Below are 25,799 nucleotides of genomic sequence, written 5' to 3' on the forward strand. Positions count from 1 at the left end.
GTTATCCTTCGATATTGAGCGCATCGTTCACGAGCGCCGTTTGTTGTGCTTTGTGCTGAGAGGCCAGACCCGTGGCGGGAGAGGCGGAGGCGGCACGACCGGCATAGACCGGGCGCGTGTGCTTGGCGCCGATGCGCGTCAGCACCCATTCGATGTTCGGCTCGACGAAGGTCCAGCCGCCCTGGTTTTTCGGCTCTTCCTGACACCAGACGATCTCGGCGTTTTTGAAGCGCTCAAGCTCCTTGACCATGGAGAGGGCCGGGAACGGGTAGAACTGTTCGAGACGCAGGATATAGGTGTCGTCCTTGCCAGCGGCGTCGCGGGCTTCGAGAAGGTCGTAGTACACCTTGCCGGAGCAGATCACGACGCGTTTGATGTCCTTGTCCGCCTTGAGTTTGAGCTCGGATTTCGCGGTGCCGTGATTGGCATCAGCATCGTCCCAGAGCACGCGGTGGAAGGAGGAGCCTTCGAGGAAGTCGGCGGCCACGGAGGTCGCCAGCTTGTGACGCAGAAGCGATTTCGGCGTCATCAGGACGAGCGGTTTACGGTAGGAGCGGTGCAACTGGCGACGCAGGATGTGGAAATAGTTCGCAGGCGTCGTGCAGTTGGCAACGATCCAGTTGTCCTCGGCGGAGAGTTGCAGGAAGCGTTCGAGGCGGGCGGAGGAGTGCTCCGGACCTTGGCCCTCGAACCCGTGCGGCAGAAGCATCACCAGACCGGACATACGGAGCCATTTGCGTTCACCAGAGGAGATGAACTGGTCGAACATGATCTGCGCGCCGTTGGCGAAATCGCCGAACTGGGCTTCCCAGAGCGTCAGCGCGTTCGGTTCGGCCAGCGAGTAGCCATATTCGAAGCCGAGCACGGCATATTCGGAGAGCATCGAGTCGATGACCTCGTAATGCGCCTGACCTTCGCGAATGTGGTTGAGCGGGTAGTAGCGCTCTTCGGATTTCTGGTCGATCAGACCGGAGTGACGCTGGGAGAAGGTCCCGCGGGTCGAGTCCTGACCGGCCAGACGCACCGGGTAGCCTTCGGTCAGAAGCGAGCCGAAGGCCAGTGCTTCGCCGGTCGCCCAGTCGAAGCCTTCGCCGGTTTCGAACATCTGCGCCTTGGCCTCGAGCTGACGGGCCACGGTTTTGTGGATGTTGAAATCGGAGGGCGAGGTGGTCAGGGAACGACCGACCTGCGCCATGGTCTCTTCGGAAATGGCGGTTTGACCGCGCTGGTACTCTTCGCCCTCTTTGTCGAGATGCGACCAGCGACCGTCGAGCCAGTCGGCCTTGTTCGGTTTGAAGGTTTTACCGGCTTCGAACTCTTCGTTCAAAAGCGCCTGGAAGGCGGCTTTCATGTCCTCGATCTCGCCCTCGGGAATGAGACCGTCGGCCACGAGGCGTTCGGTGTAGAGTTGAAGCGTCGTTTTGTGCCGCTTGATGTTGGTGTACATCTGCGGGTTGGTGAACATCGGTTCGTCGCCTTCGTTGTGACCGAAGCGGCGGTAGCAGAAGATGTCGATCACGACGTCTTTGTGGAATTTCTGACGGAACTCGGTCGCCACTTTGGCGGCGTGCACCACGGCTTCCGGATCGTCGCCATTGACGTGGAAGATCGGCGCTTCGACCATCAGCGCGATGTCGGTCGGGTAGGGCGAGGACCGCGAGAAGTGCGGCGCGGTGGTGAACCCGATCTGGTTGTTGACGACGATGTGGATCGTGCCGCCGGTGCGGTGACCGCGCAGGCCCGACAGACCGAAACACTCGGCCACGACGCCCTGACCGGCGAAGGCCGCGTCACCGTGCAGCAGCACGGGGATGACGGTGCTGCGGGTCGGGTCGTTGTTCTGGTCGGTCTTGGCGCGGGCCTTGCCGAGCACCACCGGGTTCACCGCCTCGAGGTGCGAGGGGTTGGCGGTCAGGGACAGGTGGACCTTGTTGCCGTCGAATTCACGGTCGGAGGAGGCGCCGAGGTGATATTTCACGTCGCCGGAGCCGTCCACGTCTTCGGGTTTGAAGGAGCCGCCCTGGAATTCGTTGAAAATCGCGCGGTAGGGTTTGGACAACACGTTGGCCAGAACCGACAGACGCCCGCGGTGCGGCATGCCGACGACGATCTCTTTCGCGCCGAGGTTGCCGCCGCGTTTGATGATCTGTTCCATGGCGGGGATCAGAGCTTCGCCGCCATCGAGACCGAAGCGCTTGGTGCCCATGTATTTGACATGGAGGAATTTTTCAAAACCCTCGGCCTCGACCAGTTTGTTCAGGATGGCGCGACGGCCGTTCTTGGTGAACTGGATTTCCTTGCCGAAGCCTTCGATGCGCTCTTTCAGCCAACCGGCTTCTTCCGGGTTGGAGATGTGCATGTATTGCAGCGCGAACGTGCCGCAATAGGTGCGTTTCAGAACGTCGAGGATCTGACGCATGGAGGCGTGGGTGAGACCCAGAACGTTGTCGATGAAGATCGGGCGGTCCATGTCGGCTTCGGTAAAGCCATAGGAGCGCGGATCAAGCTCCGGGTGCGGGGCCTCGTCGCGCATTTTCAGCGGGTCGAGATCGGCGATGAGGTGACCGCGAATACGATAGGCGCGGATGATCATGATCGCACGGACCGAGTCGAGCACGGCGCGTTTCACGGCGTCTTCGGAAACGGCAACGCCTTTCTCGGCGGCTTTTTCCTTGATCTTCTTCTCGGCTGCGACCGGTTCGGCCCATTGGCCGTCGAGCGCGTGGGTCAGGTCGTCATTCGGAACCGGCGGCCAATCCATGCGGGCCCAGGAGGGACCGGCAGCTTCTGCTGTGACATCGTTCGCGGCATCGCCCAGGGATTGGAAGAATTCCACCCAGGACGCGTCGACAGACGCGGGGTCCTGCACGTAATTCGCGTAGACCTGTTCGAGGTATTCCGCGTTATGCCCCTGCATGAAGCTGGAGGCGTGAAAGATGTCGTTCGGGGACTGGTCGTTCATCGTCATGACCTTGTTTGGGGTGCGTTTCCGTTTATTGGCAGGCACGCGTCGCCTTATATGGGTGTGCCTGCGCCCCTCTCTCAAAGGGCGCAGGCGCTGTTGTCAAATCGCGTCACCGTGAGGTGCGCGGCAGCGGTCAGCCCTTGGCAATCGCTTCCTGCACAGCTTCGCCGAGGGTGGCGGGGCTGTCGGCAACGATGATGCCAGCGGATTTCATCGCTTCGATCTTCGATTCCGCATCGCCTTTGCCGCCGGCGACGATCGCGCCTGCGTGGCCCATGCGGCGGCCCGGAGGGGCGGTGCGCCCGGCGATGAAACCGGCGACCGGCTTCCAGCGGCCTTTTTTCTTTTGCTCGGCGAGGAATTCGGCGGCTTCTTCTTCGGCGGAACCGCCGATTTCACCGATCATGATGATCGAGGTGGTTTCCGGATCGTCGAGGAACATGTCGAGCACGTCGATGTGTTCGGTGCCTTTGATCGGGTCGCCGCCGATGCCCACAGCCGTGGACTGGCCGAGGCCCAGATCGGAGGTCTGTTTCACGGCCTCATAGGTCAGCGTGCCGGAGCGGGACACCACGCCGACGGAACCGCGACGGTGGATGTGACCCGGCATGATGCCGATTTTGCAGGCGTCGGGCGTGATGACACCCGGGCAGTTCGGGCCGATCAGGCGGGACTTGGAGTCCATCAGCGCGCGTTTCACCTTCATCATGTCGAGCACCGGAATGCCCTCGGTGATGCAGATGATCAGCTCCATTTCGGCGTCGATCGCTTCGAGGATCGAGTCCGCTGCGAACGGCGGCGGCACGTAGATCACGGAGGCGTTGGCCTCGGTGACGTGCTTGGCTTCGTGCACGGAGTTGAAGACCGGCAGGTTCAGGTGGGTCGAGCCGCCTTTGCCGGGCGTCACGCCGCCAACCATTTTGGTGCCGTAAGCGATGGCTTGTTCCGAGTGGAAGGTGCCCTGCGAGCCGGTGAAGCCCTGGCAGATGACCTTGGTGTTTTCATCAACGAGAATAGCCATGTCTCTTAGCCCTTCACTGCTTTAACGATTTTCTGGGCGCCGTCTTTGAGATCGTCGGCGGCGATCACGTTCAGACCGGAGTTCTGAATGATCTCTTTGCCGAGCTCCACGTTGGTGCCTTCGAGACGGACCACGAGCGGAACCTGAAGGCCCACTTCTTTCACGGCCGCGATCACGCCTTCGGCGATGATGTCGCAGCGCATGATGCCGCCGAAGATGTTCACGAGGATGCCTTTGACGTTTTTGTCAGAGGTGATGATCTTGAAGGCTTCGGTCACTTTCTCTTTGGTCGCACCGCCGCCCACGTCGAGGAAGTTGGCCGGTTCTGCGCCGTAGAGTTTGATGATGTCCATGGTGGCCATCGCGAGACCCGCGCCGTTCACCATGCAACCGATTTCGCCGTCGAGCGCGATGTAGTTCAGGTCGAACTTGGAGGCTTCGAGCTCTTTGCTGTCTTCTTCGGTCTCGTCGCGGAGTTCGACGATGTCCGGGTGACGGTAAAGCGCGTTGCCGTCAAAGCCGAGCTTGGCGTCGAGCACTTTGAGGTTGCCGTCGGTCATCACGATCAGCGGGTTGATTTCCAGCATCTCCATGTCTTTCTCGATGAAAGCACGGTAGAGATCGCCCATCAGCTTGACGCATTGCTTCACCTGCGGGCCTTCGAGGCCGAGGGAGAAGGCGATGCGACGGCCGTGGTAGGGCTGGTAGCCGGTGGCCGGATCGACGGAGAAGGAGAGGATTTTCTCGGGGGTGTTGGCCGCGACTTCCTCGATGTCCATGCCGCCCTCGGTGGAGGAGACGAAGGACACGCGGGAGGTCTGACGGTCGACGAGCAGAGCGAGGTAGAGCTCGCGGGAAATGTCGGAACCGTCTTCGAAATAGATGCGGTTGACCTGTTTGCCAGCCGGGCCGGTCTGGTGGGTCACAAGGGTCTTGCCCAGCATCTTCTTGGCTTCTTCTGCCGCCTCCTCGACGGATTTCGCCAGACGCACGCCGCCTTTTTCACCGGCTTCGGCTTCTTTGAATTTGCCTTTGCCGCGACCACCTGCGTGGATCTGGGCCTTGACGACCCACAGCGGACCGTCAAGCTCACCGGCGGCGGACTTGGCGTCCTCGGCGCGGGTGATGGCACGACCGCCGGAAACCGGCGCGCCATATTCCTTGAGAAGGGCTTTCGCCTGATACTCGTGGATGTTCATTAGAGATATCCTCTCCCTGGTTCGATTGGTCCCGTGTATGCCACCGGAAACCGGGCATAAGAAATGGTTTTTTGTCGCTTCGGCGATAAAACGCGCGTGTTTTCGTTTTTTGTGATCACAGCAAAGTTTTGTGTGATCACAAATTTCGAGAATCGCATTCGGCGAATCCGGAGGCGGTGGGAAGCCCCTGTTCTCAGGGGCGATCTGTGCTGCGGGGCAGCATCGGGAACCGCATGGGCAGATGTGTCCTGACTGTGACGGATTGACAGTTTCTTGAATGTGAACTCGCCACGCGGCGGCCTTGGGGTATAGAACAAAGTCAACAGATTCGATGAAGAGGACCCTTCCCATGCAAAACCTTGCAAAGGTGACGCTCGCGGGCGTTGCGCTCATGGCGTCGACCGCTCTGGCCTCCGCCGGTGAATTCAGCCTGTCCGTCTACGGCGGCTATCAGACCGCGCCGCACAGCGGCGTGTCGGGCAACGACGGGGTAACCGATTTCGATTTCACCACCGGTTGGGAGGGCAAGAGCTTTGCGATGCCGCCCTATTACGGCGTCCGTGGCACCTGGTGGGTGCGGGACAATTTCGGCTGGATCGCCGATTTCAACCACACCAAGGTCTATGCCGACGAAGACGATATGGCCGACAACGGGTTCTCGACGCTGGAATTTACCGACGGTTTGAACAACCTGACGGTGGGGCCGATCTGGCGCTGGCCGGGGCTTTGGAACAAGTTCACCCCCTATGCGAGCGTCTCCGCCGGGATCATCATTCCGCATGTCGAAGTGGTCACCGCGAATACCAACACGATCGAATATCAGATCGCCGGGCCGACCGTCGCATTGGTTTTGGGCGCCAGCTATGAGCTGAACGACCGCTGGGATCTGTTCACCGAATACAAGGGCACCTACAGCCAGCTCGACGTCGATCTCGATGGCGGCGGCAATCTTGAAAGCGACATCATCACGAACGCGCTGAACTTCGGTGTGACGTATAAATTCTGATCCTTGCGGATCATTATGAGATGACGGAAACCGGGCTTTGGGTCCGGTTTTCTTTTGTCCTGTTGTCTGGACAAAGAAAAACCCGCGCCGACCAGCGCGGGTTTTCCAAATGTCAGGCTGTGGGCCGGATCAAACGAGGTTGCCGTCGATGGCTTTACAGGCTTCGACGAGGCCTTTCACGGCGTCCACGGATTTGTCGAACATCACTTGCTCTTCTTTGTTGAGCTTGATGTCGATGACTTTCTCGATGCCACCGGCGCCGATCACGGTCGGAACGCCAACGTACATGCCGTTCACACCGATCTCGCCGTTGCAGTAAGCGGCGCAGGGCAGAACGCGTTTCTGGTCTTTCAGATAGGCTTCGGCCATCTCGATGGCGGAGGTCGCCGGGGCGTAGAAGGCGGAACCGGTTTTCAGGAGGCCCACGATCTCGGCGCCGCCGTCACGGGTGCGCTGGATGATCGCGTCGAGTTTCTCTTGCGTGGTCCAGCCCATTTCCACCAGATCCGGGAGCGGGATGCCGCCAACGGTGGAGTAGCGGGCGGAGGGCACCATGGTGTCGCCGTGGCCGCCGAGCACGAAGGCGGTGACGTCTTTCATGGACACGCCGAATTCGACCGACAGGAAGTGACGGAAACGTGCGGAGTCGAGCACGCCAGCCATGCCGACGACTTTCTCGGCGGGCAGACCGGAGTACTGTTGCAGCGCCCAGACCATCGCATCGAGCGGGTTGGTGATACAAATAACAAAGGCATCAGGAGCGTTTGCCTTGATGCCTTCGCCGACGGATTTCATGACCTTGAGGTTGATGCCCAGGAGATCGTCACGGGACATGCCGGGTTTGCGCGGCACACCGGCGGTGACGATGCAGACGTCTGCGCCCGCGATGTCGGCGTAATCCGTGGTGCCTTTCAGCGTCGCGTCGAAGCCTTCGGACGGGCCGGATTCGGCGATGTCGAGGGCTTTACCCTGCGGGGTGCCTTCCGCGATGTCGAAGAGGACGACGTCGCCGAGTTCTTTGAGGGCTGCGAGGTGTGCGAGCGTGCCACCGATTTGACCTGCGCCGATGAGGGCAATCTTGGGTCGGGCCATTGATCTGTCTCCAATTGGTTGTGAGATTGCGGCATGGGTAGCCCTTTGAAACGGTTCGTGCAAGACCGTGCTGCGGCAATGCACCTGTGTTTTACTGGAGTTATCGCTAACCTCTTTGTATTTCAGGACCAAACCGGAACGGTTCTGAAAAGGACAACCTATGGCGCTCGATCTTAATTTTTACCTCTTCGCGATTCCCGCAGTGCTTTTCGCGGGGATGTCGAAGGGCGGTTTCGGTTCGGCGGCGGCCTTTGCGGCGACGCCGTTTTTGGCGCTGATTCTCGCGCCCGGGCAGGCGGTCGGGCTGATGTTGCCGCTTTTGATGGTGATGGATGTGACCGCGGTGAAGATGTTCTGGCGCAAATGGGATTTGCGGGTGGCGGGGGTGCTCATCCTCGGCGCGGTGCCCGGAATTCTGATCGGGACGCTGGTTTACGGCGTGGCCGATCCGCGCGTGTTCAAATTTCTGATAGGTGTCGTCGCCCTGGGGTTTGTCGGCTGGCAGCTTGCGAAGACCGCCCGGTTGCTCCATCCGCCGAAGCGGGAATTAGGCGAGGGGGCGGGGCTGTTCTGGGGGGCGGTGACGGGGATCACGAGTTTCATCAGCCATGCGGGTGGTCCGCCCGCCGCCGTCTACATGCTGTCCAAACGCATGGATAAAACGACCTATCAGGCGACGTCTGTGCTGGTGTTCTGGGCGGTGAACCTGATGAAGGTGATCCCTTATGCTTTCGTGGGAATTTTCACCCGCGAGTCGCTGACGGCAGATCTGACGCTGATCCCGGTGGCGGTGATCGGGGTGCTGGCCGGGGTGTGGATGCATCACAAGGTGCCCGAAAAGCTGTTTTTCGGGCTGGCCTATGTGTTTCTGGTCATCACCGGCAGCAAGCTGATCTGGGAGGCGCTGGCGGGTTAAGCGTCATCGCCCTTGGCGACCGGAACGGCGGCGAGCGCCTCATAGGCCTGACCGGAAGCGATCAGACAGCTCATGCCGTCGGGGCGGGTGAAGAGGATGGTCCAGGTGCCGGTGGCCTCGGAGGCGAAGACCTCCACCACGCCGTTGTTGGGGGCAAGGCCGATGGACTGGCGGGTCTCGCCGTATTTCTGCGCCAGACGATCCAGAATCTGATCGCGGGCGGCGCAATTGTCCTGCGTGAGGGCCGGGGTGGCACAGAGCAGGGCGGCACCTGTCAGACTGGCCAGAATAGCGGTGTGCATCGTCTTCTCCAATTCTCTGTGGTCTTGCGTTGTGTCAGGGCTCCCGTCGGCTCATGGATCAGCTTGCCGGGAAAGCGTTAAAAAACCGGTTAACCTTCCGTGCAAGGATCGGAGTGCGGCGGGCGCAACGCCTGATTTCTGCGGTGCGGAAAATTTACCCTTGCGGATTGGTGCGTTTCTGTGGCCTCTTGCGCAACAATATTGCGGAGGAAAAGAATCAATGACCCAAGTCGCCAATCGCCCCTATCGCTCGGCTCTTTATATTCCCGGCTCGAAAGAGCGCGCGCTGGAAAAGGCCAAGGGGCTGGCCTGCGATGCGATCCTGTTCGACCTCGAAGACGCGGTGGCGCCGGACGAGAAGGTCAATGCGCGCGCTTTGTTGAAAGAGACGCTGACCGCGGGGGGCTATGGCAACCGGGCGAAGATCGTGCGGGTGAACGGGTTCGACACCCAATGGGGACGCGACGATGTGGCGGCCTTTGTTGGCATGGAGATCGACGGGATTTTGCTGCCGAAGGTGGAAAGTGCGGCAATGGTCGAGGAATTGGCGCAGGCCATTCCCGACGTGCCGCTTTGGGCGATGATGGAGACGCCTCTGGGGATGCTCAACGCCGCCGAGATCGCGGCGCATCCGCGGATGGCGGGGTTTGTCATGGGGACGAACGATCTGGCGAAGGAGCTGAACACCCGGTTCCGGGCCGATCGTCTGCCGATGATGGGCGGGCTGCACATGTGCCTGATCGCGGCGCGGGCCTATGGGGTGATCTGCCTCGATGGGGTGTATAATGCGTTCAAGGACGACGAAGGCCTGAAGGCGGAATGCGAACAGGGGCGCGATATGGGGTTCGACGGCAAAACGCTGATCCACCCGGCGCAACTGGAGATCGCGAACGCGGCTTTTGCGCCGTCTGAGGCGGAGATCGATCTCGCCAAGCGTCAGATCGCGGCCTTTGAAGAAGCCGAGTCGAAAGGCGAAGGCGTGGCGGTTGTCGATGGGAAAATCGTGGAGAATCTGCATATCGTGACAGCGCGGGCGACGCTTGCGAAACACGAAGCCATATTAGCCATGGAGTGAACATATGACCCTTCTCAGTCTCGGACTGCTGCTTTGGATGGCAGCGCATCTGTTCAAACGTCTGGCGCCTGGGGCGCGGGCGCGGATGGGCGAGAAGGGGAAGGGCGCGGTGGCGCTGGGCATTCTGGCGGGGCTGGTGGCGATGATCGTGGGGTTTCGGATGACGGAGACCGCCGATCTCTATGCCCTGCCGCCGTATCTGCGGCATGTGAACAACATGCTGATGGTGATTGCGGTGATCCTCTTTGGTGTCGGTCAGTCTAAAAGTCGGCTGCGCGGCAGGATGCGGCATCCGATGCTGACCGGGGTCATCGCATGGGGCGTGGCGCATTTGCTGGTCAATTCGGATGCGGCCTCTCTGGTATTGTTTGGGGGCATGATCCTTTGGGCCTTTGTCGAGATGGCGCTGATCAACCGGGCGGAACCTGCGCCGACACCTTATAAGGACGGCACGCTTGCGGGCGACATCCGTCTGGTGTTGATCTCTCTCGTGGTCTTTGCGGTGATTGCGGGGATCCATATCTGGCTGGGGTACAATCCTTTCCCGGTTTGAACCCTGTAAAGAAGGAGCAGAGAGATGAAAGCCTACAGATTGCTGACCGAAGAAGACACATCGGCCTTTTGTCACAAGGTGACAGAGGCTTTGAACAAGGGCTGGGCGCTTTACGGATCGCCGAGCTACGCCTTTGACGCGGCGACGGGCAAGATGCGCTGCGCGCAGGCGGTGATCAAGGAGGCCGAGGGGGAGTATTCGCCCGAGGTGAAGCTGGGACAGCTATAGTGGGAGGACAATAGGGTGAAAACCAATCCGGGACGTTTTTTCGAGGACTATAAAGTCGGTCAGGTGATCGAGCATGCCGTGCCGCGCACCGTGTCGGGGGGCGAACGCGCGCTTTATCATGCGCTCTATCCGGCCCGTCATGCGCTTTATTCCTCGGACGAGTTTGCCGAAAACTGTGGGCTGGAGAAAAGCCCGGTGGACGATCTGATCGCGTTTCATGTGGTGTTTGGCAAAACGGTCCCGGATATTTCGCTCAATGCAGTGGCCAACCTTGGTTATGCCGAGGGGCGCTGGCTCAAGCCGGTTTATCCGGGCGACACGCTGCGCTCGGTGTCCGAGGTGATCGGATTGAAGCAGAACTCGAACGGTAAATCCGGCGTCGTTTACGTGCGCACAACGGGGCTGAACCAATGGGATGAGCCGGTGCTCGAATATGTGCGCTGGGTGATGGTCCGCAAACGCGATCTCGATGCGCCCGCGCCCGAGACGGTGATCCCGGAACTGACCAAGGTGGTGGCGCCCGAGGATCTGGTGATCCCGGAGGGGCTGGATTTCCTTCAGTATAATTTCGCCCTGGCGGGCGAGCCGCACCGGTTCGGCGATTACGAGATCGGCGAAAAGATCGACCATGTGGACGGGGTGACCATCGAGGAAGCCGAACACATGATGGCGACGCGGCTGTGGCAGAATACGGCGAAGGTGCATTTCGATGCCACCAATCGCGAAGATGGCAAGCGGTTGATCTATGGCGGCCATGTGATTTCGATGGCGCGGGCGCTGTCGTTCAACGGGTTGGCCAATGCGCAGATGATCGTGGGGCTCAATGGTGGGGCGCACGCGAACCCCTGTTTCACGGGCGATACCGTGCGGGCCTATACGGAAGTGCTCGACAAGGCGGAGACGGAGGCTCCGGGTGTTGGCGCGCTGCGGCTCCGGCTTGTGGCCTATAAACACGGGGCACCGGAGTTCGCCTACAAGACGGAAGAGGGCAAGTATCACCCCGATGTCCTTTTGGATCTGGATTACTGGGCACTGGTGCCGGTCTGATCCATTCGGATGTTTGAATTTGTGATCGCAAATTCGGGCCGCGCGGCAGATGCGCGGCCCTTTTTCGTGGATTTTCAAAGTTGTTTCCCCCGGTAAAACCTATGAAAACCCTCGGAAAAGCCGATAGCGCTACATTTGTGATCACACGTCCAATCTTGTGATCACAATGCGTGATTTGAGTGACATTAATCGCCGAAAAGCGACTTTGTTAGCGCTACCAAATGGCGAGTGGGTGGTGACTCGGGGGGAGAAAAGGGTATTACGGACCCAGCTTACAGCATCACTCGTGAAAGGACGTCACCATGGCTGATGTGAACCGCGGCAACCGGCCGCTTTCTCCCTTCATGCTCGGAAAATACTATCGCCCGCAGATGACCTCGATCTCGTCGATCATGGTGCGGATCACCGGCATTGCTTCTCTGGTCACCGTGTTTCTGGCCGTGTGCTGGCTTTTGGCCGCAGCGTCTTCGCCGAGCGTCTTTGCCGCCATCGACGGCATTTTCGCCTCGATCATCGGTGAGATCCTGATGCTCGCGGCCGCCTGGGCGCTCTGGTATCACCTTCTTGGCCGTCTGCGCCATGTGGTCTGGGACTTCGGCTACTGCCTGGATGTTCCGACCTCCGAGAAGATGGGCTGGGGCATGTTCATCGGTGCGACCGTGCTGACGGTCCTGACCGCAATCGTATTCCTGATTTTCTGAGGGGGCGGAGATGAATTTTCTGACTGACCGCAAACGTGCAACGGGTCTTGGCGCCGGCGGCTCCGGTGTCGCCCATCATTGGCTGACCATTGCCACGTCGATCTCGCTGATCGTCCTCGTGCCGTTCTTCGTCTTTGTCTTCGGCAGCGCCGTGGGCCGGGAACAGGCCGATGTCTACGCTTATTTCAGCAACCCGTTCATCGCGATCGCGATGGCGCTGAGCCTCGTGGGCTGTGTGATCCACCTGAAAACCGAAGTGGACGAAGCGGTCGAGGACTATGTCGGCGGCCTCAAGCGCAAACTGACGCTCATCGCCGTGGCGGCCTTCTGCTACGCGCTGATCGCAAGCGGCCTCTTCGCCATTTTGAAACTCGCGATCCTCTGAGCGCGGGAAGGATGAAAGACAATGACAGCAGCATATGAATATGAAACCCACGAATACGACGTTGTGGTCGTTGGCGCCGGTGGTTCTGGTCTGCGTGCAACGCTCGGCATGGCCGAGCAGGGGCTGCGCACGGCCTGTGTGACCAAGGTGTTCCCGACGCGCTCCCACACGGTGGCAGCACAGGGCGGCATCGCGGCGTCCCTGTCCAACATGGGCCCGGACAACTGGCAATGGCACATGTACGACACCGTGAAGGGGTCCGACTGGCTCGGCGACACCGACGCGATGGAATATCTCGCCCGCGAAGCGCCCAAGGCGGTGTACGAGCTTGAGCACTACGGTGTGCCCTTCTCCCGGACCGAAGAAGGCAAGATCTACCAACGCCCGTTCGGCGGCCACACCACCGAATTCGGGGAAGGCCCGCCCGTGCAGCGCACCTGTGCCGCGGCTGACCGCACCGGCCACGCCATTCTGCACACGCTTTACGGCCAATCCGTGAAGAACAACGCCGAATTCTACATCGAATATTTCGCCATCGACCTGATCATGTCGGATGACGGTGTGTGTCAGGGCGTGCTGTGCTGGAAACTCGATGACGGCACTTTCCACCTGTTCTCCGCCAAGATGGTCGTTCTGGCGACCGGCGGTTATGGCCGCGCCTTCTTCTCCGCGACCTCGGCCCACACCTGCACCGGCGACGGTGGCGGCATGGTGGCCCGTGCGGGTTTGGCGTTGCAAGACATGGAATTCGTCCAGTTCCACCCGACCGGCATCTACGGCTCCGGCTGTCTGATCACCGAGGGTGCGCGCGGCGAAGGCGGCTATCTGACCAACTCCGAAGGCGAGCGTTTCATGGAACGCTATGCCCCGACCTACAAGGACCTCGCACCGCGTGACTATGTGTCCCGCTCGATGACGATGGAAATCCGCGAAGGCCGTGGCGTTGGCGAGCACAAGGACCACATCTTCCTGAACCTCAGCCACCTTCCGGCCGAGGCTCTGGCGGAACGTCTTCCGGGCATCTCCGAGTCGGCGAAAATCTTTGCCGGTGTGGATGTGACCAAGGAGCCGATCCCGGTTCTGCCGACCGTGCACTATAACATGGGCGGTATCCCGACGAACTATCACGGTGAGGTTCTCAACCCGACGGCGGACAATCCGACCGCCGTGGTGCCGGGCCTGATGGCCGTGGGCGAAGCGGGCTGTGCCTCTGTGCACGGTGCGAACCGTCTTGGTTCCAACTCGCTGATCGACCTTGTGGTCTTTGGCCGCGCCGCCGCGATCCGCGCCGGTGAGGTTGTTGATCCGCGTGCACCGAACCCGGCGCTGAACATGGCCTCCGTTGCGAAAGCCTTCGATCGCTTCGACAGTCTGCGCTACGCCAAGGGCGCGATCCCGACCGCAGAGCTGCGGCTTGAGATGCAGCGCACGATGCAGGCCGATGCCGCGGTGTTCCGGACCGACAAGTCCCTCAAAGAGGGTGTCGAGAAGATGACGGTTGTGGCGGGCAAGATGGGCGATCTGGGCGTGACCGACCGGTCGCTGATCTGGAACTCGGACCTGATGGAAACGCTCGAACTGACGAACCTGATGCCGAACGCTCTGGCGACCATTCATGGTGCCGAAGCCCGGAAAGAATCCCGTGGCGCGCATGCCCACGAAGATTACCCGAACCGCGACGACGTGAACTGGCGCAAACACACCATTTCGCGTGTCGAAGGCACCAATGTCGAGCTGAGCTATCGTCCGATCATCGAAGCGCCGCTGACCACCGAGGAAGAAGGTGGCATCAGCCTCGCCAAGATCGCGCCGAAAGCGAGGACGTTCTGATGCGGGGGGCTGCTTTTGCTGCCCTTACCGCTCTGATCCTGAGCGGCTGTGTGGAGAGTTCTTCTCTTGTGGAAGACACCACGCGCACGGCCGCGAAAGGCGTCGTAAAAACGGTCATCAACTCCAAGTTTCCTGGGGTTGATGCCGATCTCTACGTGGATTGCGTGATGGACAATGCGGATACGGATCAGCTTGTGACGCTTGCGAAAGCTGCCGTGACCGGGGTTGACGAAACGACCGTGTCCACGGTGACGGAAATCGCCAGCGAGCCTGAAACCCTCAAATGCATTGCTCAGAGCGGTCTGAGCGGCCTGCTCGGTTAGGAGAAATAACGATGGTTCAATTCAACCTTCCCAAGAATTCCAAGATCGTGACGGGCAAGACCTGGCCGAAGCCCGAGGGCGCGACCAATGTCCGTAAGTTCCAGATTTACCGCTGGAATCCCGATGACGAAAAGAACCCGTCGGTGGATACCTATTTCCTCGACATGGACAAATGCGGTCCGATGGTTCTCGATGCGCTGATCAAGATCAAGAACGAGATCGACCCGACGCTGACCTTCCGCCGCTCCTGCCGCGAAGGCATCTGTGGCTCCTGTGCGATGAACATCGACGGGATCAACACGCTCGCCTGTATCTACGGTCTCGACGAGATCAAGGGCGATGTGCGGATCTTCCCGCTGCCGCACATGCCGGTGGTGAAAGACCTCATTCCCGATCTGACCCACTTCTACGCGCAGCACGCCTCGATCATGCCGTGGCTTGAGACCAAGACCAACCGGCCCGAGAAGGAATGGCGCCAGTCGATCGAGGATCGCAAGAAACTCGACGGTCTTTATGAATGCGTGATGTGCGCCAGCTGCTCGACCTCCTGCCCGAGCTACTGGTGGAATGGCGACAAGTACCTTGGACCGGCCGCGTTGCTGCACGCCTACCGTTGGATCATCGACTCGCGCGATGAGGCCACTGGCGAGCGTTTGGATGCGCTGGAAGACAGCTTCAAGCTCTACCGCTGCCACACCATCATGAACTGTGCGAAAACCTGTCCGAAGGGTCTGAACCCGGCGGCTGCCATCGCACATATCAAGAAGATGATGCTCGAACGCGCACACTGAGCGCGTTCGCCGGAACGAAAGATGGGCGCGCACACTGAGCGCGTTCGCCGGAACGAAAGATGGGCGCACACACTGAGCGCGTTCGTCAGACGAACCAGGAAAGCCCCGCTTCGGCGGGGTTTTTCTTTGCGCGCTTCTCCCCCTTGTCGCATATCGGGGGATCGGCCATCGTGCGCCGAACCGCTCCCGGACGTCTTAAGGAGATCCACATGCGCAAATCCATCGGTGCCCGCTTTCTGATCGTCGGCCTGCTGACGCTTCTGATGTTCATCCCACTGTTCTTTGTCTCCGACATCGTGCAGAGCCGGAAGAATTATTCGCAATACACCCTGAATGAGGTCGGGCGCGAATGGGGCGGGGAACAGGTGATCGCCGGGCCGATGCTGATGATTCCGGTCGAGGAAACCGTGGAACGCACGGAGCGCGAAGCGGTGGTCGATCCGGAGAGCGGCGAGATCGTGCTCGATGCCGATGGCAGCCCGCGCCAGCGTCAGGTGACGCGCAAGGTGACGGTGACGCGCGATCCGATCTATGTTTATCCGGGACGGTTCGATGTCGCCATCGACACACAGACACAGATCCGGCATCGCGGGATTTTCTCCGTGCCGGTCTATCAGGCGGGCATCGAGATGGGGTTCGATTTCCCCTGGGACCAGATCGCCACGCAGGCGGTGAATGAAGAGGTGATCCTCTGGGATCGGGCGGAGCTGATCCTGTCGCTGTCGTCCAATGCCGCGCTGCGCGGGCAGGCGGTGCTGACGGTCGACGGGGAGGAAGTGCCGCTTGAACCCATCGCCTCCGCCGATGAGGCTGCGGGGATCATGGCGGCTCTGGGCGATCCGCGCGGCAAGAGCGATTACGCGCTGACACTGGGGGCCAATGGCGCGCAGTCGTTGCAGATCGCGCCGGTCGGGCGGCAGAGCGCGGTGACCATCGCGTCGGACTGGCCGCATCCGAGTTTCCGAGGTGCCTTCCTGCCGGACGGCTCGGACATTTCCGAAGCGGGCTTCTCGGCAACCTGGACCATCCCGCATCTGGCGCGCACCCTGCCGCAGATGACGCGGGAGGATTACACCCGCGCGCTGCGCTATGGCATGGCCTTCGGGGTCGATTTCATCGAGCCGAACGATTTCTATCAAAAATCCTATCGGGCGGCGAATTACTCCATCCTGTTTATCGCGTTGACCTTCCTCACGGTTCTGTTGGTGGAAAAAGGCACGGAACGCCCGGCGCACCCGGTGCAATATATCCTGATCGGGCTGGCGCAGTCGATTTTCGTGCTGCTGATGGTGGCCTATTCCGAACAGATCGGCTTTGGCCCTGCCTATGCGCTCTCTGCCGGGGCGACGGTGGTGCTTTTGACCTTCTTCGGGGCGGTGGGCCTGAAACTCGGACGGCGCACGGCGGTTCTGGGCGTGATGTTGCTGGTGCTCTACGGTGTGCTCTATCTGATCCTGCGCTCTGCGGATTATGCCCTGCTGGCGGGGGCGTCTCTCGCCTTTGTGGCGCTGGCGGCGACGATGTATTTCACCCGCAACGAGGATTGGTACGGGCCGGAGGGCACCGGGTTTCTGGGTCGGAAACGCAAAGCGCAGCCGACGGTGCCGCCGCAGCCGTAACCGGGGCTGCCGTCACGCAAGTGTGCGTTTTCATTGGACGGTTCGGGGGGTATGAGGGGGCATGCTCTTCTTCGTTCCCCTCATCGTCATCGCGCTTTATGTCGGCATGTATCTCATGCGGTCGAACAAGACCGGGGCCTGCCGGTGGCGACAGGTCGGCAAGGACGAGACGGGCGTGCGCTGGCGTTGTCCGGTCTGTGGTGCAGAGGCCGAGACCGTTGCCGGGGAGCCGAAGTTCTGCGGCGGGCAAGGGCCACGCTAGCCCCGAAAGGCATATTTCCGGTGCTGCGTTGCAGCATGCGCATGACGACTATGCGTCATAAGGGGGCTGTCATGCGCGGCGTTGCAGCATACCTAGGGACACAAGGGAGGGCCCAACGGACCCTTAACGGAGACTGACACATGACCCTGCACGACGCGAAACTGAAAAACGCCGCCGCGAAAGAGACCACGATGAAAGTCTCCGAATGGCTGGAATATTATGCGCCGACCACCCCGGCCGTGAACACCGGTGAGCAAATGGCTCCGCGCAAGCTGGACGTGCTCGACCAGATGTACGCCTATTACGAGTGAGCCACGCGCCCCTCGGAAAATGAAAAGCCCCGCCTGAGCGGGGCTTTTGTGTTTCAGCAGTAGCGTTCGACGCCGACCATTTGCTGGTCGGAATAGCGGTCGCCCGCCGCCCAGCCTGCGGGCAGGATTTGCTCGATCTCCCAGAGATCGTCCTCGGACAGACCGATCTCGCCCGCGTGGGCCCAATCGGCAAGGTGCTCTTTGGTCCGTGTTCCGGGGATCGGGATCAGATGATCGCCCTGATGCAAAACCCATGCGAGCGCCAGCGCGGGCGTGGAGACGCCTTTCGTCTCGGCAAATTCCCGAAACGCACGGATATAGCCCATGTTTTCAAGCCAGTTTTGTCCCATGAAGCGCGGGTTCACCTTGCGGAAATCGCTGTCGTCAAAGGTGCTCGGGTCGAGATCGGCCACACCCAGCGCGCCGCGGGCGACGGGGGAGAAGGGCACGAAGGTGATATCCAGCTCTTCGCAGGTCTGGATCACGCCGAGTTCCGGCTGACGGGTCCAGAGCGAATATTCGTTCTGCACCGCCGTCACCGGGACGACACTATGCGCGCGTCGGATGGTGGAAGGGGCGACTTCGGAGAGGCCCCAAGCGTCGATCAGCCCCTCTTCGATCAGCTTGCCCATGGTCTCGGCGACCGTTTCCACCGGCAGTTCCTGTTGCCGACGGTGGATATAGTAAAGCTCGACCTTGTCGCGGTTCAGTTTCTTGAGCGAGCTTTCGAGCTCCGAGCGAATGTAATCTTCTTCGTTGCTGAAGGCGCGCGGCGGTCCGGGGATGATGCCGACTTTCGTGGCCAGCGTCACATCCGCGCCGCTTTCCTTGAGGTATTGGCCGACGATGCGTTCGGAGCGGCCCATGCCATAGAGATTCGCGGTGTCCCAGAAGTCGATCCCGGCGGCTTCGACGGCCGCGAGGGTTTCGAGCGAGGTCTCGTCGTCGGCCTCCCCGAAGAACCCGGCGAAGCTCATACAGCCGAAACCGATCGCGCCCACCATCGGGCCGTTTGCGCCAAGCTGGCGTTTGGGCATGCTCATGCCGTTTTCCTTCTTTTCTGAGAATTGCAGGGCCTCAGCGGGTCCAGAGCGTGGAGGCCGATCCTGTCGTCCGATCAATGGTGTAGCGCGTTTCCCCGGTGGGGCAACAGCGCGGCTCGCCGTCTTTCGACGTGGTGAGGGTTACCTCGATCCGGTCGGGATAAAAGGCGGTGTCTCGGGGACCATGGCCCCAGATTTGTGAAATCGGGCCAAGATAGGTGAACTGCGGTCCGGGTTGGTTCAGCGCGTAGCGCCCCACGGCAATGCTGACGCTGCCCGCCGATCCCTCGATCCATTCATAGATAAAGCCAAGAGCTTCGGTGGCCTGCGTCGGATCGGGATGGTTCGGTAGAAAATACGAACCTTCCACGTGCTCGGGTTTGTTTGCGAGCGTCTGAAACAGAACGGCATCGAGATTGGGCCAGTCCTGGGCCTGAAGCGAAAGCGGCAGGATGGCGAGGGTGAGGGCGAAAGCTTTTGCGAGAAAGGACATGGGGACGACCGGGGCACTCTTTTGGAAATTCGTTTTTCCAAGAGTGCCCCGGACCGGCAGTGCGATCAAGCGGCGAAGGCCGCCTCAAGCGCGATCTCGACCATATCGCCGAAGCTCTTTTCGCGCTGATCCGACGGCAGGGCCTCATGGGTCAGGAGGTGATCGGAAACGGTCATGACGCCCAACGCGCGCACGCCATGACGGGCGGCGACGGTGTAAAGCTCGGCGGCTTCCATTTCGACGCCCAGAATGCCGTGACGGATCATCACCTCGTCGAGATCGGGGCGTTCGGCATAGAACACGTCCGACGAGTAGATATTGCCGACATGGACGCCAGTGTCTTTCTGACGCGCGGCGGCAACGGCGGCCTCCAACAGACCGTAATCGGCACAGGGCGCGTAGTTGATTTCCTTGAAGAAGCCGGCGGAGGGCGTGGTGCCCATGGTGGTGGCGGTCATGGCGATGATGACGTCACGCACCTTGATATGATGCTGCATCGCGCCACAGGAGCCGATGCGGATGAGCGTCTTGGCGCCATATTCGGTGATCAGCTCATTGGCGTAGATCGAGATCGACGGCATGCCCATGCCGGAACCGTGAATGGTCACCGGGTTGCCTTTGTAGGTGCCGGTGAAACCGAACATGCCGCGCACTTCGTTCACCAGTTTGATGTCGTCGAGATAGGTCTCGGCGGCCCATTTGGCGCGGTACGGATCGCCCGGCATCAGGACGGTTTCGGCGATGTCGCCAACGGCGGCTGCAATATGGGGGGTCGGCATGCTGTCCTCGCGATAAATCTCTTTGACGCCATAAAGCCAGCCTCGGCGGCGATTGTATAGATTGCAACCGCGGTTTTGTTCCGCGATGGCTCAGAAGCTATAGCCGAAATATGCCAGGTCCCGGGCATAGAAGTCTTCGAGCAGGGCGCGGGTCTTGTCGTCATGGGCGAGGCGATAATCCTGTCCCATGGGCGAGGCCTTTTGCACGTGGAGCGTGCCAAGCTCCGGAAAGCCGATCTTCTGACCGATGCGGGTGATCGCTTCGGCGCGGTTCTCGAAGCGGAAAATCTCGGTGACAAGCGGTTTGCCCTCGGCATCGAGCACGAAATCGCAGGCGGTGCGGCGCAGGCCGAAATAGCCCAGATAGGGGGTCGCAGGCGTGGCCTCGACATGGCGGGCGACGAATTCGGCATAGCTCCAGCTGGTCGGAAGATCGCCGCATTTCTGCATGTAGTTGTAAAAGGACAGGAGGCGCTCGAAGGGATTGCGCACGATGCTGAAGCTGTAGAGGCTGGCCCAAGCCTTGGGACCGGTGATTTTCTGCATTTCACGGGCGCTCAGATGTTCGGGCAGGACCTGTTCCGTGGCATGTTCCGCCTCGATCACGTTGCGCTTGCCGTGAATGGGGCCAAATCGCTTGCCAAGCTCGGCCCGGATCGAGGTCGAGGAGGTGCGGGGAATGTCGATGAACCAGAAGCCGGTCGTGACAATCGCTCTGGTGCTTTTCCAGTTGCGGTAGCGGGTCTCGATCCGGCGGATCGATTTTTGCAGATGTCCCATCCCGGCTCTCTCTTCAACTTCTGGGTGAAGAGGCCTCTAACGATGGAGACGACCGGGGTAAAGGAGACAATCCGGTGGTGGGCTGGTTTCCTCTCATGCAGAAGAACGAAGCCCGGCCACGCCGCAAGACGTGACCGGGCCGTGTGACATGGGGAGGTCTGGCGCGTTTACTCGGCGGCCTGTGCAGCCGGATCGACCAGGGCGACAATGTCGAACATGATGCGGTTCAACTCGAAATCCTTGGGCGTATAGACACGGGCGATGCCGATGGCGCGCAGGTGCTCGGCGTCTTCCTCGGGGATGATGCCGCCTGCGACCACGGGGATGTGGGAGAGGCCGGCCTCTTTCATCTGCCGCATCAGCTCTTCGAGAAGCGGGATGTGCGAGCCCGAGAGGATCGACAGGCCGACCACATGGGCGTCATCGGCCTTCGCGGCGGCGACGATCTCGGCGGGGGTCAGGCGGATGCCCTCATAGGCGATGTCCATGCCGCAATCGCGGGCGCGGGCGGCGATCTGTTCGGCGCCGTTCGAGTGACCGTCGAGACCGGGCTTGCCGACGAGGAACTTGAGCTTGCGGCCCAAGGAGGCCGACACGCGCGCGACCTCTTCGCGGATCTCGTCCAGGCCTTCGGTGCGGTTCGACGGGTTGGCGGAGACGCCGGTCGGGCCGCGATATTGACCAAAGGCCGCGCGCACCACGTCGCCCCATTCGCCGGTCGTGGCCCCCGCTTTCGCGGCCTTGATCGAGGCGGGCATGACGTTGACACCGCTGGCTGCCGCCTCGCGCAGTTCCTTGAGGGCGGCTTGAACGGCCGCCTCGTCGCGGGCGTCGCGCCACGCATCAAGACGCGCGATCTGGTCGGCTTCCGCCTCAGGATCGGCCTTCATGATGCCGCCGTCTCCGGCGGTCAGGGGCGAAGGCTCGCCCGTGGTCCATTTGTTGACGCCGACGACGACGGTCTCGCCTGCCTCGATCCGCGCAATGCGTTCGGCATTGGCCTCCACGAGTCGGGATTTCATATATTCGATCGCCTCAATCGCGCCGCCCATGCCGTCGAGCGTTTCCAACTCGGCACGCGCACCGTCTTTCAGCTCGGCCACCTTGCGCTCTACGGCGGGGTTATTGTCGAACAGGTCCTCGTATTCCAAGAGGTCCGTCTCATAGGCGAAAATCTGTTGCATCCGGAGCGACCATTGCTGATCGAAGGGGCGCGGCAGGCCAAGCGCCTCGTTCCAGGCAGGCAACTGCACCGCGCGGGCGCGGGCGTTTTTCGACAGGGTCACGGCGAGCATTTCGATGAGAATGCGGTAAACGTTGTTCTCCGGCTGCTGCTCGGTCAGGCCCAAAGAGTTGACCTGAACGCCATAGCGGAAACGACGGAATTTCGGGTCCTCGACGCCGTAGCGCTCGCGGGTGATCTCGTCCCAAAGCTCGACAAAGGCGCGCATTTTGCACATCTCGGTCACGAAGCGGATGCCCGCGTTCACAAAGAACGAAATCCGTCCGACCATTTCCGGGAAGGAGGCGGCGGGGACTTTCTCTTTCAGATCGTCCAAAACGGCGATGGCTGTGGCGAGGGCGAAGGCCAGTTCCTGTTCCGGCGTCGCGCCCGCCTCTTGCAGGTGGTAGGAACAGACGTTCATCGGGTTCCATTTCGGCAGGTGCTCGCGCGTATAGGCGGCGACATCGGTGATCATCCGTAGCGACGGGCGCGGCGGGCAGACATAGGTGCCGCGCGACAGGTATTCTTTGATGATGTCGTTCTGAACCGTGCCCTGAAGCTTGGAAATATCCGCGCCTTGCTCCTCCGCGACGGCGATATAAAGCGCCAGCAACCAAGGGGCGGTGGCGTTGATCGTCATCGAGGTGTTCATCTGTTCGAGCGGAATCTCATTGAACAGCATCCGCATGTCGCCCAGATGTGCGACCGGCACACCGACCTTGCCGACCTCGCCCTTCGCCAGCTCATGATCGCTGTCGTAACCCGTTTGCGTGGGCAGATCGAAGGCCACCGACAGGCCGGTCTGCCCCTTGGACAGGTTGGTGCGATAGAGCGCGTTGGAGGCCTTGGCCGTCGAGTGCCCGGCGTAGGTGCGGAACAGCCAGGGACGATCTTTCTGGATCCCGGTCTTGTCGTCACTCATCGCGAACCTCCCTTTCGTTCATGTGTAACATTATTTCTCAGGGAGAGTTATGCGTGGAATAATGTGCCAATGTCAATTCGCTGCAACGCGGCGTAGCAGGAAAATTTCACAAATTTCGTTGTGACGTAAGGATATTTCCCAATGGATTCTATGGCAACATCATTGATTTCATTTCATATATTCTGGTTTTCTGCGATTGCTCGGTTATATAATTTCAAAAATTATTTAGATTGCATTGCATAATTGCGTAGTGAGGCGTATCACCATGTCAGTGCGCTGCGATTCTGCGTCGCGGCATGGGAGGGTGTTTCAAGGCAGTTCAATCGGGATCAGAAACGCGATCCGGAGCCAGCCTTGGGAAGAATTTGGAGGACATGACATGGCGCTCGACACCAACCAGCCAGCCTATGAGGCCGAAGAGAAAGAGCTCTACGAGATCGGGGAAATCCCGCCGATGGGCTATGTGCCGCCGAAGATGTACGCTTGGGCGATCCGGCGTGAACGTCACGGCGAGCCGGAAACCTCTTTCAAGAACGAGGTGGTCGATACGCCGAAACTCGACAGCCACGAGGTGCTTGTCCTCGTGATGGCCGCGGGCGTGAACTACAATGGCATCTGGGCCGGTCTCGGTGTTCCGATCTCGCCGTTCGACGGTCATGGGGCCGAGTATCATATCGCCGGCTCCGATGCGTCTGGCATCGTTTGGGCCGTTGGAGATCGTGTCAAAAACTGGAAAGTTGGCGACGAGGTCGTGATCCATTGCAACCAAGACGATGGCGACGATGAGGAATGCAACGGCGGCGATCCGATGTATTCACCGTCGCAGCGGATCTGGGGCTATGAGACGCCGGACGGGTCCTTTGCGCAATTCACCCGCGTGCAGGCGCAACAGCTTCTGCCGCGTCCGAAGCACCTGAGCTGGGAAGAGAGCGCCTGCTACACGCTGACGCTCGCCACCGCCTACCGGATGCTCTTCGGCCACGCGCCGCACGATCTGAAGCCGGGTCAGACGGTTCTGGTCTGGGGCGCCTCGGGCGGGCTTGGGTCTTTTGCGATCCAGCTGGCCAAGGCGGCGGGGGCGCATGCGATCGGGGTGATCTCTGGCGAGGACAAGCGCGATTTCGTCATGGGGCTGGGCGCCAAGGGTGTGATCAACCGCAAGGAATTCGATTGCTGGGGCCAACTGCCGACCGTCAACACGCCGGAATATGCCGCGTGGTTCAAGGAAGCGCGCAAATTCGGTAAGGCGATCTGGGACATCACCGGCAAGGGCAACAATGTCGACATGGTGTTCGAACATCCCGGTGAGGCGACCTTCCCCGTTTCCTCCTTCGTCTGCAAGAAGGGCGGGATGGTTGTGATCTGTGCGGGGACCTCCGGGTTCAACTGTACCTTCGACGTGCGTTATATCTGGATGCACCAGAAGCGTTTGCAGGGGTCCCACTTCGCTCACCTGAAACAGGCGGCTGCGGCCAACCGTCTGGTGATCGACGGCAGGATCGATCCCTGCATGTCGGAGGTGTTTACCTATGACGACATCCCGCAGGCGCATATGAAGATGCTGAAGAACCAGCACAAGCCGGGCAATATGGCGGTGCTTGTGCAGTCGCCGAAAACCGGGCTGCACACGCTTCAGGATGTGCTCGACGCCGGAAAATAAGGGCTGTCCTTGATCGGGGGGAAATCCCGCTCTCTCATCGAGAGGGCGGGTATTTTTTGACTGTTGAAAATGCGCAACTTTGGGTTGATCTCGGCCCGCAGACGGAAAGCGCCATCGCGACTCCTAAAATTGTCGATAACACACGTTGCAAGCCTGTGAGAATTAACGAAATATTTTAATTCATTCTGTTAGCTGAGCGGGTCTCGCCATTTTTGGGGAGGGTGAATCCGCGAATATCAAAATGCAAATTCGATGCCTAAAGTTGAAAACGCACCCACGCGAACGCCGAAAGAGGGTTTACATGCGCAACGATTGGATTCTTGATGTACTCACCGATCTGCGGACATTCGCGGACCAAAACGGGCTGAAGGCGAGCGCGGAACAGCTTGCGGATACCTGTCTTGTTGTGGCCGCTGAACTGTCGAACAAGGATCAGGCCGTGTTGTCGGAACAGGCGGGGGTGCATGGCGACGGAGTTACAAGACTTTCTGGATGTTATTCAGCAAGTTGACACGTTTGAAGAGTTTCAGGAAGCAACCGTCGGGTTGCGCGATTTCCTGAACATCATCCATGTTGTTTATCATTGGGTAAACAGCGTCGGCGAACGCTTTGGCGCCGGCACATATTCTTCGGACTGGGTCGATCGTTATCTCGAAAAAGATTATCTGCGCATGGACCCGGTGCTGTTCGGTTGTTTTCAGCGTTTCACGCCTGTCAACTGGAAGCAACTCGACTGGTCGTCCAAGGCAGCAAAGGCTTTTTTCCGCGATGCGCTGGATCACGGGGTCGGCAATCAGGGCTATACAATTCCTTTGCGCGGGCCGAACGGTCAGTTTGCCCTGCTGACCCTGAACCACAACGCCACCGACGATCACTGGGAACGGTTCATCGCGCGCTATGAGCGCGACTTGATGATCGTGGCACATGAGTTCAACAAAAAAGCGCTGTCCTTTGAGGCTCCGGGGGATGTCCAGAGCGGTCCGGCCCTGTCGCCCCGCGAAACCGCGGCCATCACGCTGATCGCCAAGGGCTTTAGCCGAGGGCAGGCAGCGGCGGAGATGGGAATCTCCGAGCACACGCTCAGGGTCTATATCGAATCGGCACGGCACAAGCTGGGGGCGATGAACACGACACACGCGGTGGCCCGGGCGCTCTCCTTGGGGTTGATCATCGTCTGAGTGTCGGTTGATGTAGGGTTGTAGGGATTTTCTGCCTAAAAAATGCTCCGAAATCTGTCCTGCGGCGTTGCGCAGGGGCTGCGTACGCTGCGG

27 protein-coding genes are annotated in these 25,799 nt (G+C 60.3%); 17 read left to right on the forward strand and 10 right to left on the reverse strand.

What is annotated here, in order from left to right; genetic code table 11:
• Nucleotide 1: 1 nt before the first annotated feature.
• The 3 genes from V1471_RS17485 to sucC all read right to left on the reverse strand — a co-directional run bounded on the left by V1471_RS17485 (nucleotide 2) and on the right by sucC (nucleotide 5,185).
• A complete protein-coding gene (locus tag V1471_RS17485) occupies nucleotides 2–2,962 on the reverse strand; it encodes a 2-oxoglutarate dehydrogenase E1 component (RefSeq protein ID WP_434290444.1) in 2,961 nt (986 codons plus the stop codon).
• 136 nt (nucleotides 2,963–3,098) lie between these two features.
• Nucleotides 3,099–3,986: a succinate--CoA ligase subunit alpha gene (sucD, locus tag V1471_RS17490; RefSeq protein ID WP_066710888.1), complete on the reverse strand. Its 888-nt coding sequence runs from the start codon at nucleotides 3,984–3,986 to the stop codon at nucleotides 3,099–3,101.
• A gap of 5 nt (nucleotides 3,987–3,991) precedes the next feature.
• Nucleotides 3,992–5,185 carry an ADP-forming succinate--CoA ligase subunit beta gene (sucC, locus tag V1471_RS17495; RefSeq protein WP_434290445.1) on the reverse strand — a complete coding sequence of 398 codons (1,194 nt, stop codon included), beginning with the start codon at nucleotides 5,183–5,185 and terminating at the stop codon, nucleotides 3,992–3,994.
• 349 nt (nucleotides 5,186–5,534) lie between these two features.
• On the opposite strand from sucC, the gene V1471_RS17500 reads away from it, so the two are divergent.
• Nucleotides 5,535–6,191: an outer membrane protein gene (locus tag V1471_RS17500; RefSeq protein ID WP_434290446.1), complete on the forward strand. Its 657-nt coding sequence runs from the start codon at nucleotides 5,535–5,537 to the stop codon at nucleotides 6,189–6,191.
• Between the two features lie 129 nt (nucleotides 6,192–6,320).
• Here V1471_RS17500 and mdh read toward each other — a convergent pair whose 3' ends face one another.
• Nucleotides 6,321–7,283: a malate dehydrogenase gene (gene mdh / locus V1471_RS17505; RefSeq protein ID WP_434290447.1), complete on the reverse strand. Its 963-nt coding sequence runs from the start codon at nucleotides 7,281–7,283 to the stop codon at nucleotides 6,321–6,323.
• A 160-nt stretch (nucleotides 7,284–7,443) separates the two neighbouring features.
• On the opposite strand from mdh, the gene V1471_RS17510 reads away from it, so the two are divergent.
• Nucleotides 7,444–8,199, forward strand: a complete 756-nt coding sequence (locus V1471_RS17510; protein ID WP_434290448.1) for a sulfite exporter TauE/SafE family protein — start codon at nucleotides 7,444–7,446, stop codon at nucleotides 8,197–8,199.
• Here V1471_RS17510 and V1471_RS17515 read toward each other — a convergent pair.
• On the reverse strand, nucleotides 8,196–8,501 hold the full coding sequence (locus tag V1471_RS17515) for a hypothetical protein (RefSeq protein ID WP_434290449.1): 306 nt from the start codon (nucleotides 8,499–8,501) through the stop codon (nucleotides 8,196–8,198). The genes V1471_RS17510 and V1471_RS17515 overlap by 4 nt on opposite strands.
• Before the next feature lie 220 nt (nucleotides 8,502–8,721).
• Between V1471_RS17515 and V1471_RS17520 the strand changes: the two genes are divergently transcribed.
• From V1471_RS17520 to V1471_RS17575, 12 genes are all read left to right on the forward strand, one after another.
• Nucleotides 8,722–9,576 (forward strand): HpcH/HpaI aldolase/citrate lyase family protein, encoded by an 855-nt coding sequence (locus V1471_RS17520; protein ID WP_434290450.1) that lies wholly within the window; start codon nucleotides 8,722–8,724, stop codon nucleotides 9,574–9,576.
• A gap of 4 nt (nucleotides 9,577–9,580) precedes the next feature.
• A complete protein-coding gene (locus tag V1471_RS17525; RefSeq protein ID WP_434290451.1) occupies nucleotides 9,581–10,129 on the forward strand; it encodes an NnrU family protein in 549 nt (182 codons plus the stop codon).
• Nucleotides 10,130–10,153: 24 nt separating this feature from the next.
• On the forward strand, nucleotides 10,154–10,357 hold the full coding sequence (locus V1471_RS17530; RefSeq protein WP_434290452.1) for a DUF1737 domain-containing protein: 204 nt from the start codon (nucleotides 10,154–10,156) through the stop codon (nucleotides 10,355–10,357).
• Between the two features lie 15 nt (nucleotides 10,358–10,372).
• A complete protein-coding gene (locus V1471_RS17535; protein WP_434290453.1) occupies nucleotides 10,373–11,404 on the forward strand; it encodes a MaoC family dehydratase in 1,032 nt (343 codons plus the stop codon).
• Nucleotides 11,405–11,706: 302 nt separating this feature from the next.
• Nucleotides 11,707–12,105 carry a succinate dehydrogenase, cytochrome b556 subunit gene (gene sdhC / locus V1471_RS17540; RefSeq protein ID WP_434290455.1) on the forward strand — a complete coding sequence of 133 codons (399 nt, stop codon included), beginning with the start codon at nucleotides 11,707–11,709 and terminating at the stop codon, nucleotides 12,103–12,105.
• Nucleotides 12,106–12,115: 10 nt separating this feature from the next.
• Nucleotides 12,116–12,490: a succinate dehydrogenase, hydrophobic membrane anchor protein gene (sdhD, locus tag V1471_RS17545; RefSeq protein WP_434290456.1), complete on the forward strand. Its 375-nt coding sequence runs from the start codon at nucleotides 12,116–12,118 to the stop codon at nucleotides 12,488–12,490.
• A gap of 21 nt (nucleotides 12,491–12,511) precedes the next feature.
• Entirely contained in the window at nucleotides 12,512–14,320 is a 1,809-nt protein-coding gene (gene sdhA, locus V1471_RS17550) for a succinate dehydrogenase flavoprotein subunit (protein WP_434290457.1), read from the forward strand.
• Nucleotides 14,320–14,643: a succinate dehydrogenase gene (locus V1471_RS17555; protein WP_434290458.1), complete on the forward strand. Its 324-nt coding sequence runs from the start codon at nucleotides 14,320–14,322 to the stop codon at nucleotides 14,641–14,643. The genes sdhA and V1471_RS17555 overlap by 1 nt, the downstream gene beginning before the upstream one ends.
• An 11-nt stretch (nucleotides 14,644–14,654) precedes the next feature.
• Nucleotides 14,655–15,434 (forward strand): succinate dehydrogenase iron-sulfur subunit, encoded by a 780-nt coding sequence (locus V1471_RS17560; protein WP_434290459.1) that lies wholly within the window; start codon nucleotides 14,655–14,657, stop codon nucleotides 15,432–15,434.
• 209 nt (nucleotides 15,435–15,643) lie between these two features.
• Nucleotides 15,644–17,053 carry a cell envelope integrity protein CreD gene (creD, locus tag V1471_RS17565; protein ID WP_434290461.1) on the forward strand — a complete coding sequence of 470 codons (1,410 nt, stop codon included), beginning with the start codon at nucleotides 15,644–15,646 and terminating at the stop codon, nucleotides 17,051–17,053.
• 61 nt (nucleotides 17,054–17,114) lie between these two features.
• On the forward strand, nucleotides 17,115–17,315 hold the full coding sequence (locus tag V1471_RS17570) for a hypothetical protein (RefSeq protein ID WP_434290463.1): 201 nt from the start codon (nucleotides 17,115–17,117) through the stop codon (nucleotides 17,313–17,315).
• Between the two features lie 140 nt (nucleotides 17,316–17,455).
• Complete coding sequence (locus V1471_RS17575; RefSeq protein ID WP_434290464.1) at nucleotides 17,456–17,626, forward strand: hypothetical protein; 171 nt, start codon at nucleotides 17,456–17,458, stop codon at nucleotides 17,624–17,626.
• 53 nt (nucleotides 17,627–17,679) lie between these two features.
• Here the strand turns inward: V1471_RS17575 and V1471_RS17580 are convergent, their stop codons facing one another.
• From V1471_RS17580 to V1471_RS17600, 5 genes are all read right to left on the reverse strand, one after another.
• On the reverse strand, nucleotides 17,680–18,669 hold the full coding sequence (locus V1471_RS17580) for an aldo/keto reductase (protein ID WP_434290465.1): 990 nt from the start codon (nucleotides 18,667–18,669) through the stop codon (nucleotides 17,680–17,682).
• Between the two features lie 34 nt (nucleotides 18,670–18,703).
• Nucleotides 18,704–19,162 carry a hypothetical protein gene (locus V1471_RS17585; RefSeq protein WP_434290466.1) on the reverse strand — a complete coding sequence of 153 codons (459 nt, stop codon included), beginning with the start codon at nucleotides 19,160–19,162 and terminating at the stop codon, nucleotides 18,704–18,706.
• Between the two features lie 65 nt (nucleotides 19,163–19,227).
• Nucleotides 19,228–19,941 (reverse strand): purine-nucleoside phosphorylase, encoded by a 714-nt coding sequence (deoD, locus tag V1471_RS17590; RefSeq protein ID WP_434290467.1) that lies wholly within the window; start codon nucleotides 19,939–19,941, stop codon nucleotides 19,228–19,230.
• A 90-nt stretch (nucleotides 19,942–20,031) separates the two neighbouring features.
• Nucleotides 20,032–20,721, reverse strand: a complete 690-nt coding sequence (locus V1471_RS17595; protein WP_434290468.1) for a sulfotransferase family 2 domain-containing protein — start codon at nucleotides 20,719–20,721, stop codon at nucleotides 20,032–20,034.
• 167 nt (nucleotides 20,722–20,888) lie between these two features.
• Nucleotides 20,889–22,868 (reverse strand): protein meaA, encoded by a 1,980-nt coding sequence (locus tag V1471_RS17600; protein WP_434290469.1) that lies wholly within the window; start codon nucleotides 22,866–22,868, stop codon nucleotides 20,889–20,891.
• A 379-nt stretch (nucleotides 22,869–23,247) separates the two neighbouring features.
• On the opposite strand from V1471_RS17600, the gene ccrA reads away from it, so the two are divergent.
• The 3 genes from ccrA (at nucleotide 23,248) to V1471_RS17615 (ending at nucleotide 25,706) form a co-directional block, all read left to right on the forward strand.
• Nucleotides 23,248–24,528: a crotonyl-CoA carboxylase/reductase gene (gene ccrA, locus V1471_RS17605; protein WP_434290470.1), complete on the forward strand. Its 1,281-nt coding sequence runs from the start codon at nucleotides 23,248–23,250 to the stop codon at nucleotides 24,526–24,528.
• A 301-nt stretch (nucleotides 24,529–24,829) separates the two neighbouring features.
• On the forward strand, nucleotides 24,830–25,039 hold the full coding sequence (locus tag V1471_RS17610) for a hypothetical protein (protein WP_434290471.1): 210 nt from the start codon (nucleotides 24,830–24,832) through the stop codon (nucleotides 25,037–25,039).
• On the forward strand, nucleotides 24,993–25,706 hold the full coding sequence (locus V1471_RS17615; protein ID WP_434290473.1) for a helix-turn-helix transcriptional regulator: 714 nt from the start codon (nucleotides 24,993–24,995) through the stop codon (nucleotides 25,704–25,706). The genes V1471_RS17610 and V1471_RS17615 overlap by 47 nt, the downstream gene beginning before the upstream one ends.
• The last annotated feature ends 93 nt before the right edge of the window (nucleotides 25,707–25,799 follow it).

It is taken from the genome of Celeribacter sp. SCSIO 80788 (assembly GCF_051054295.1).
GTDB lineage: Bacteria > Pseudomonadota > Alphaproteobacteria > Rhodobacterales > Rhodobacteraceae > Celeribacter.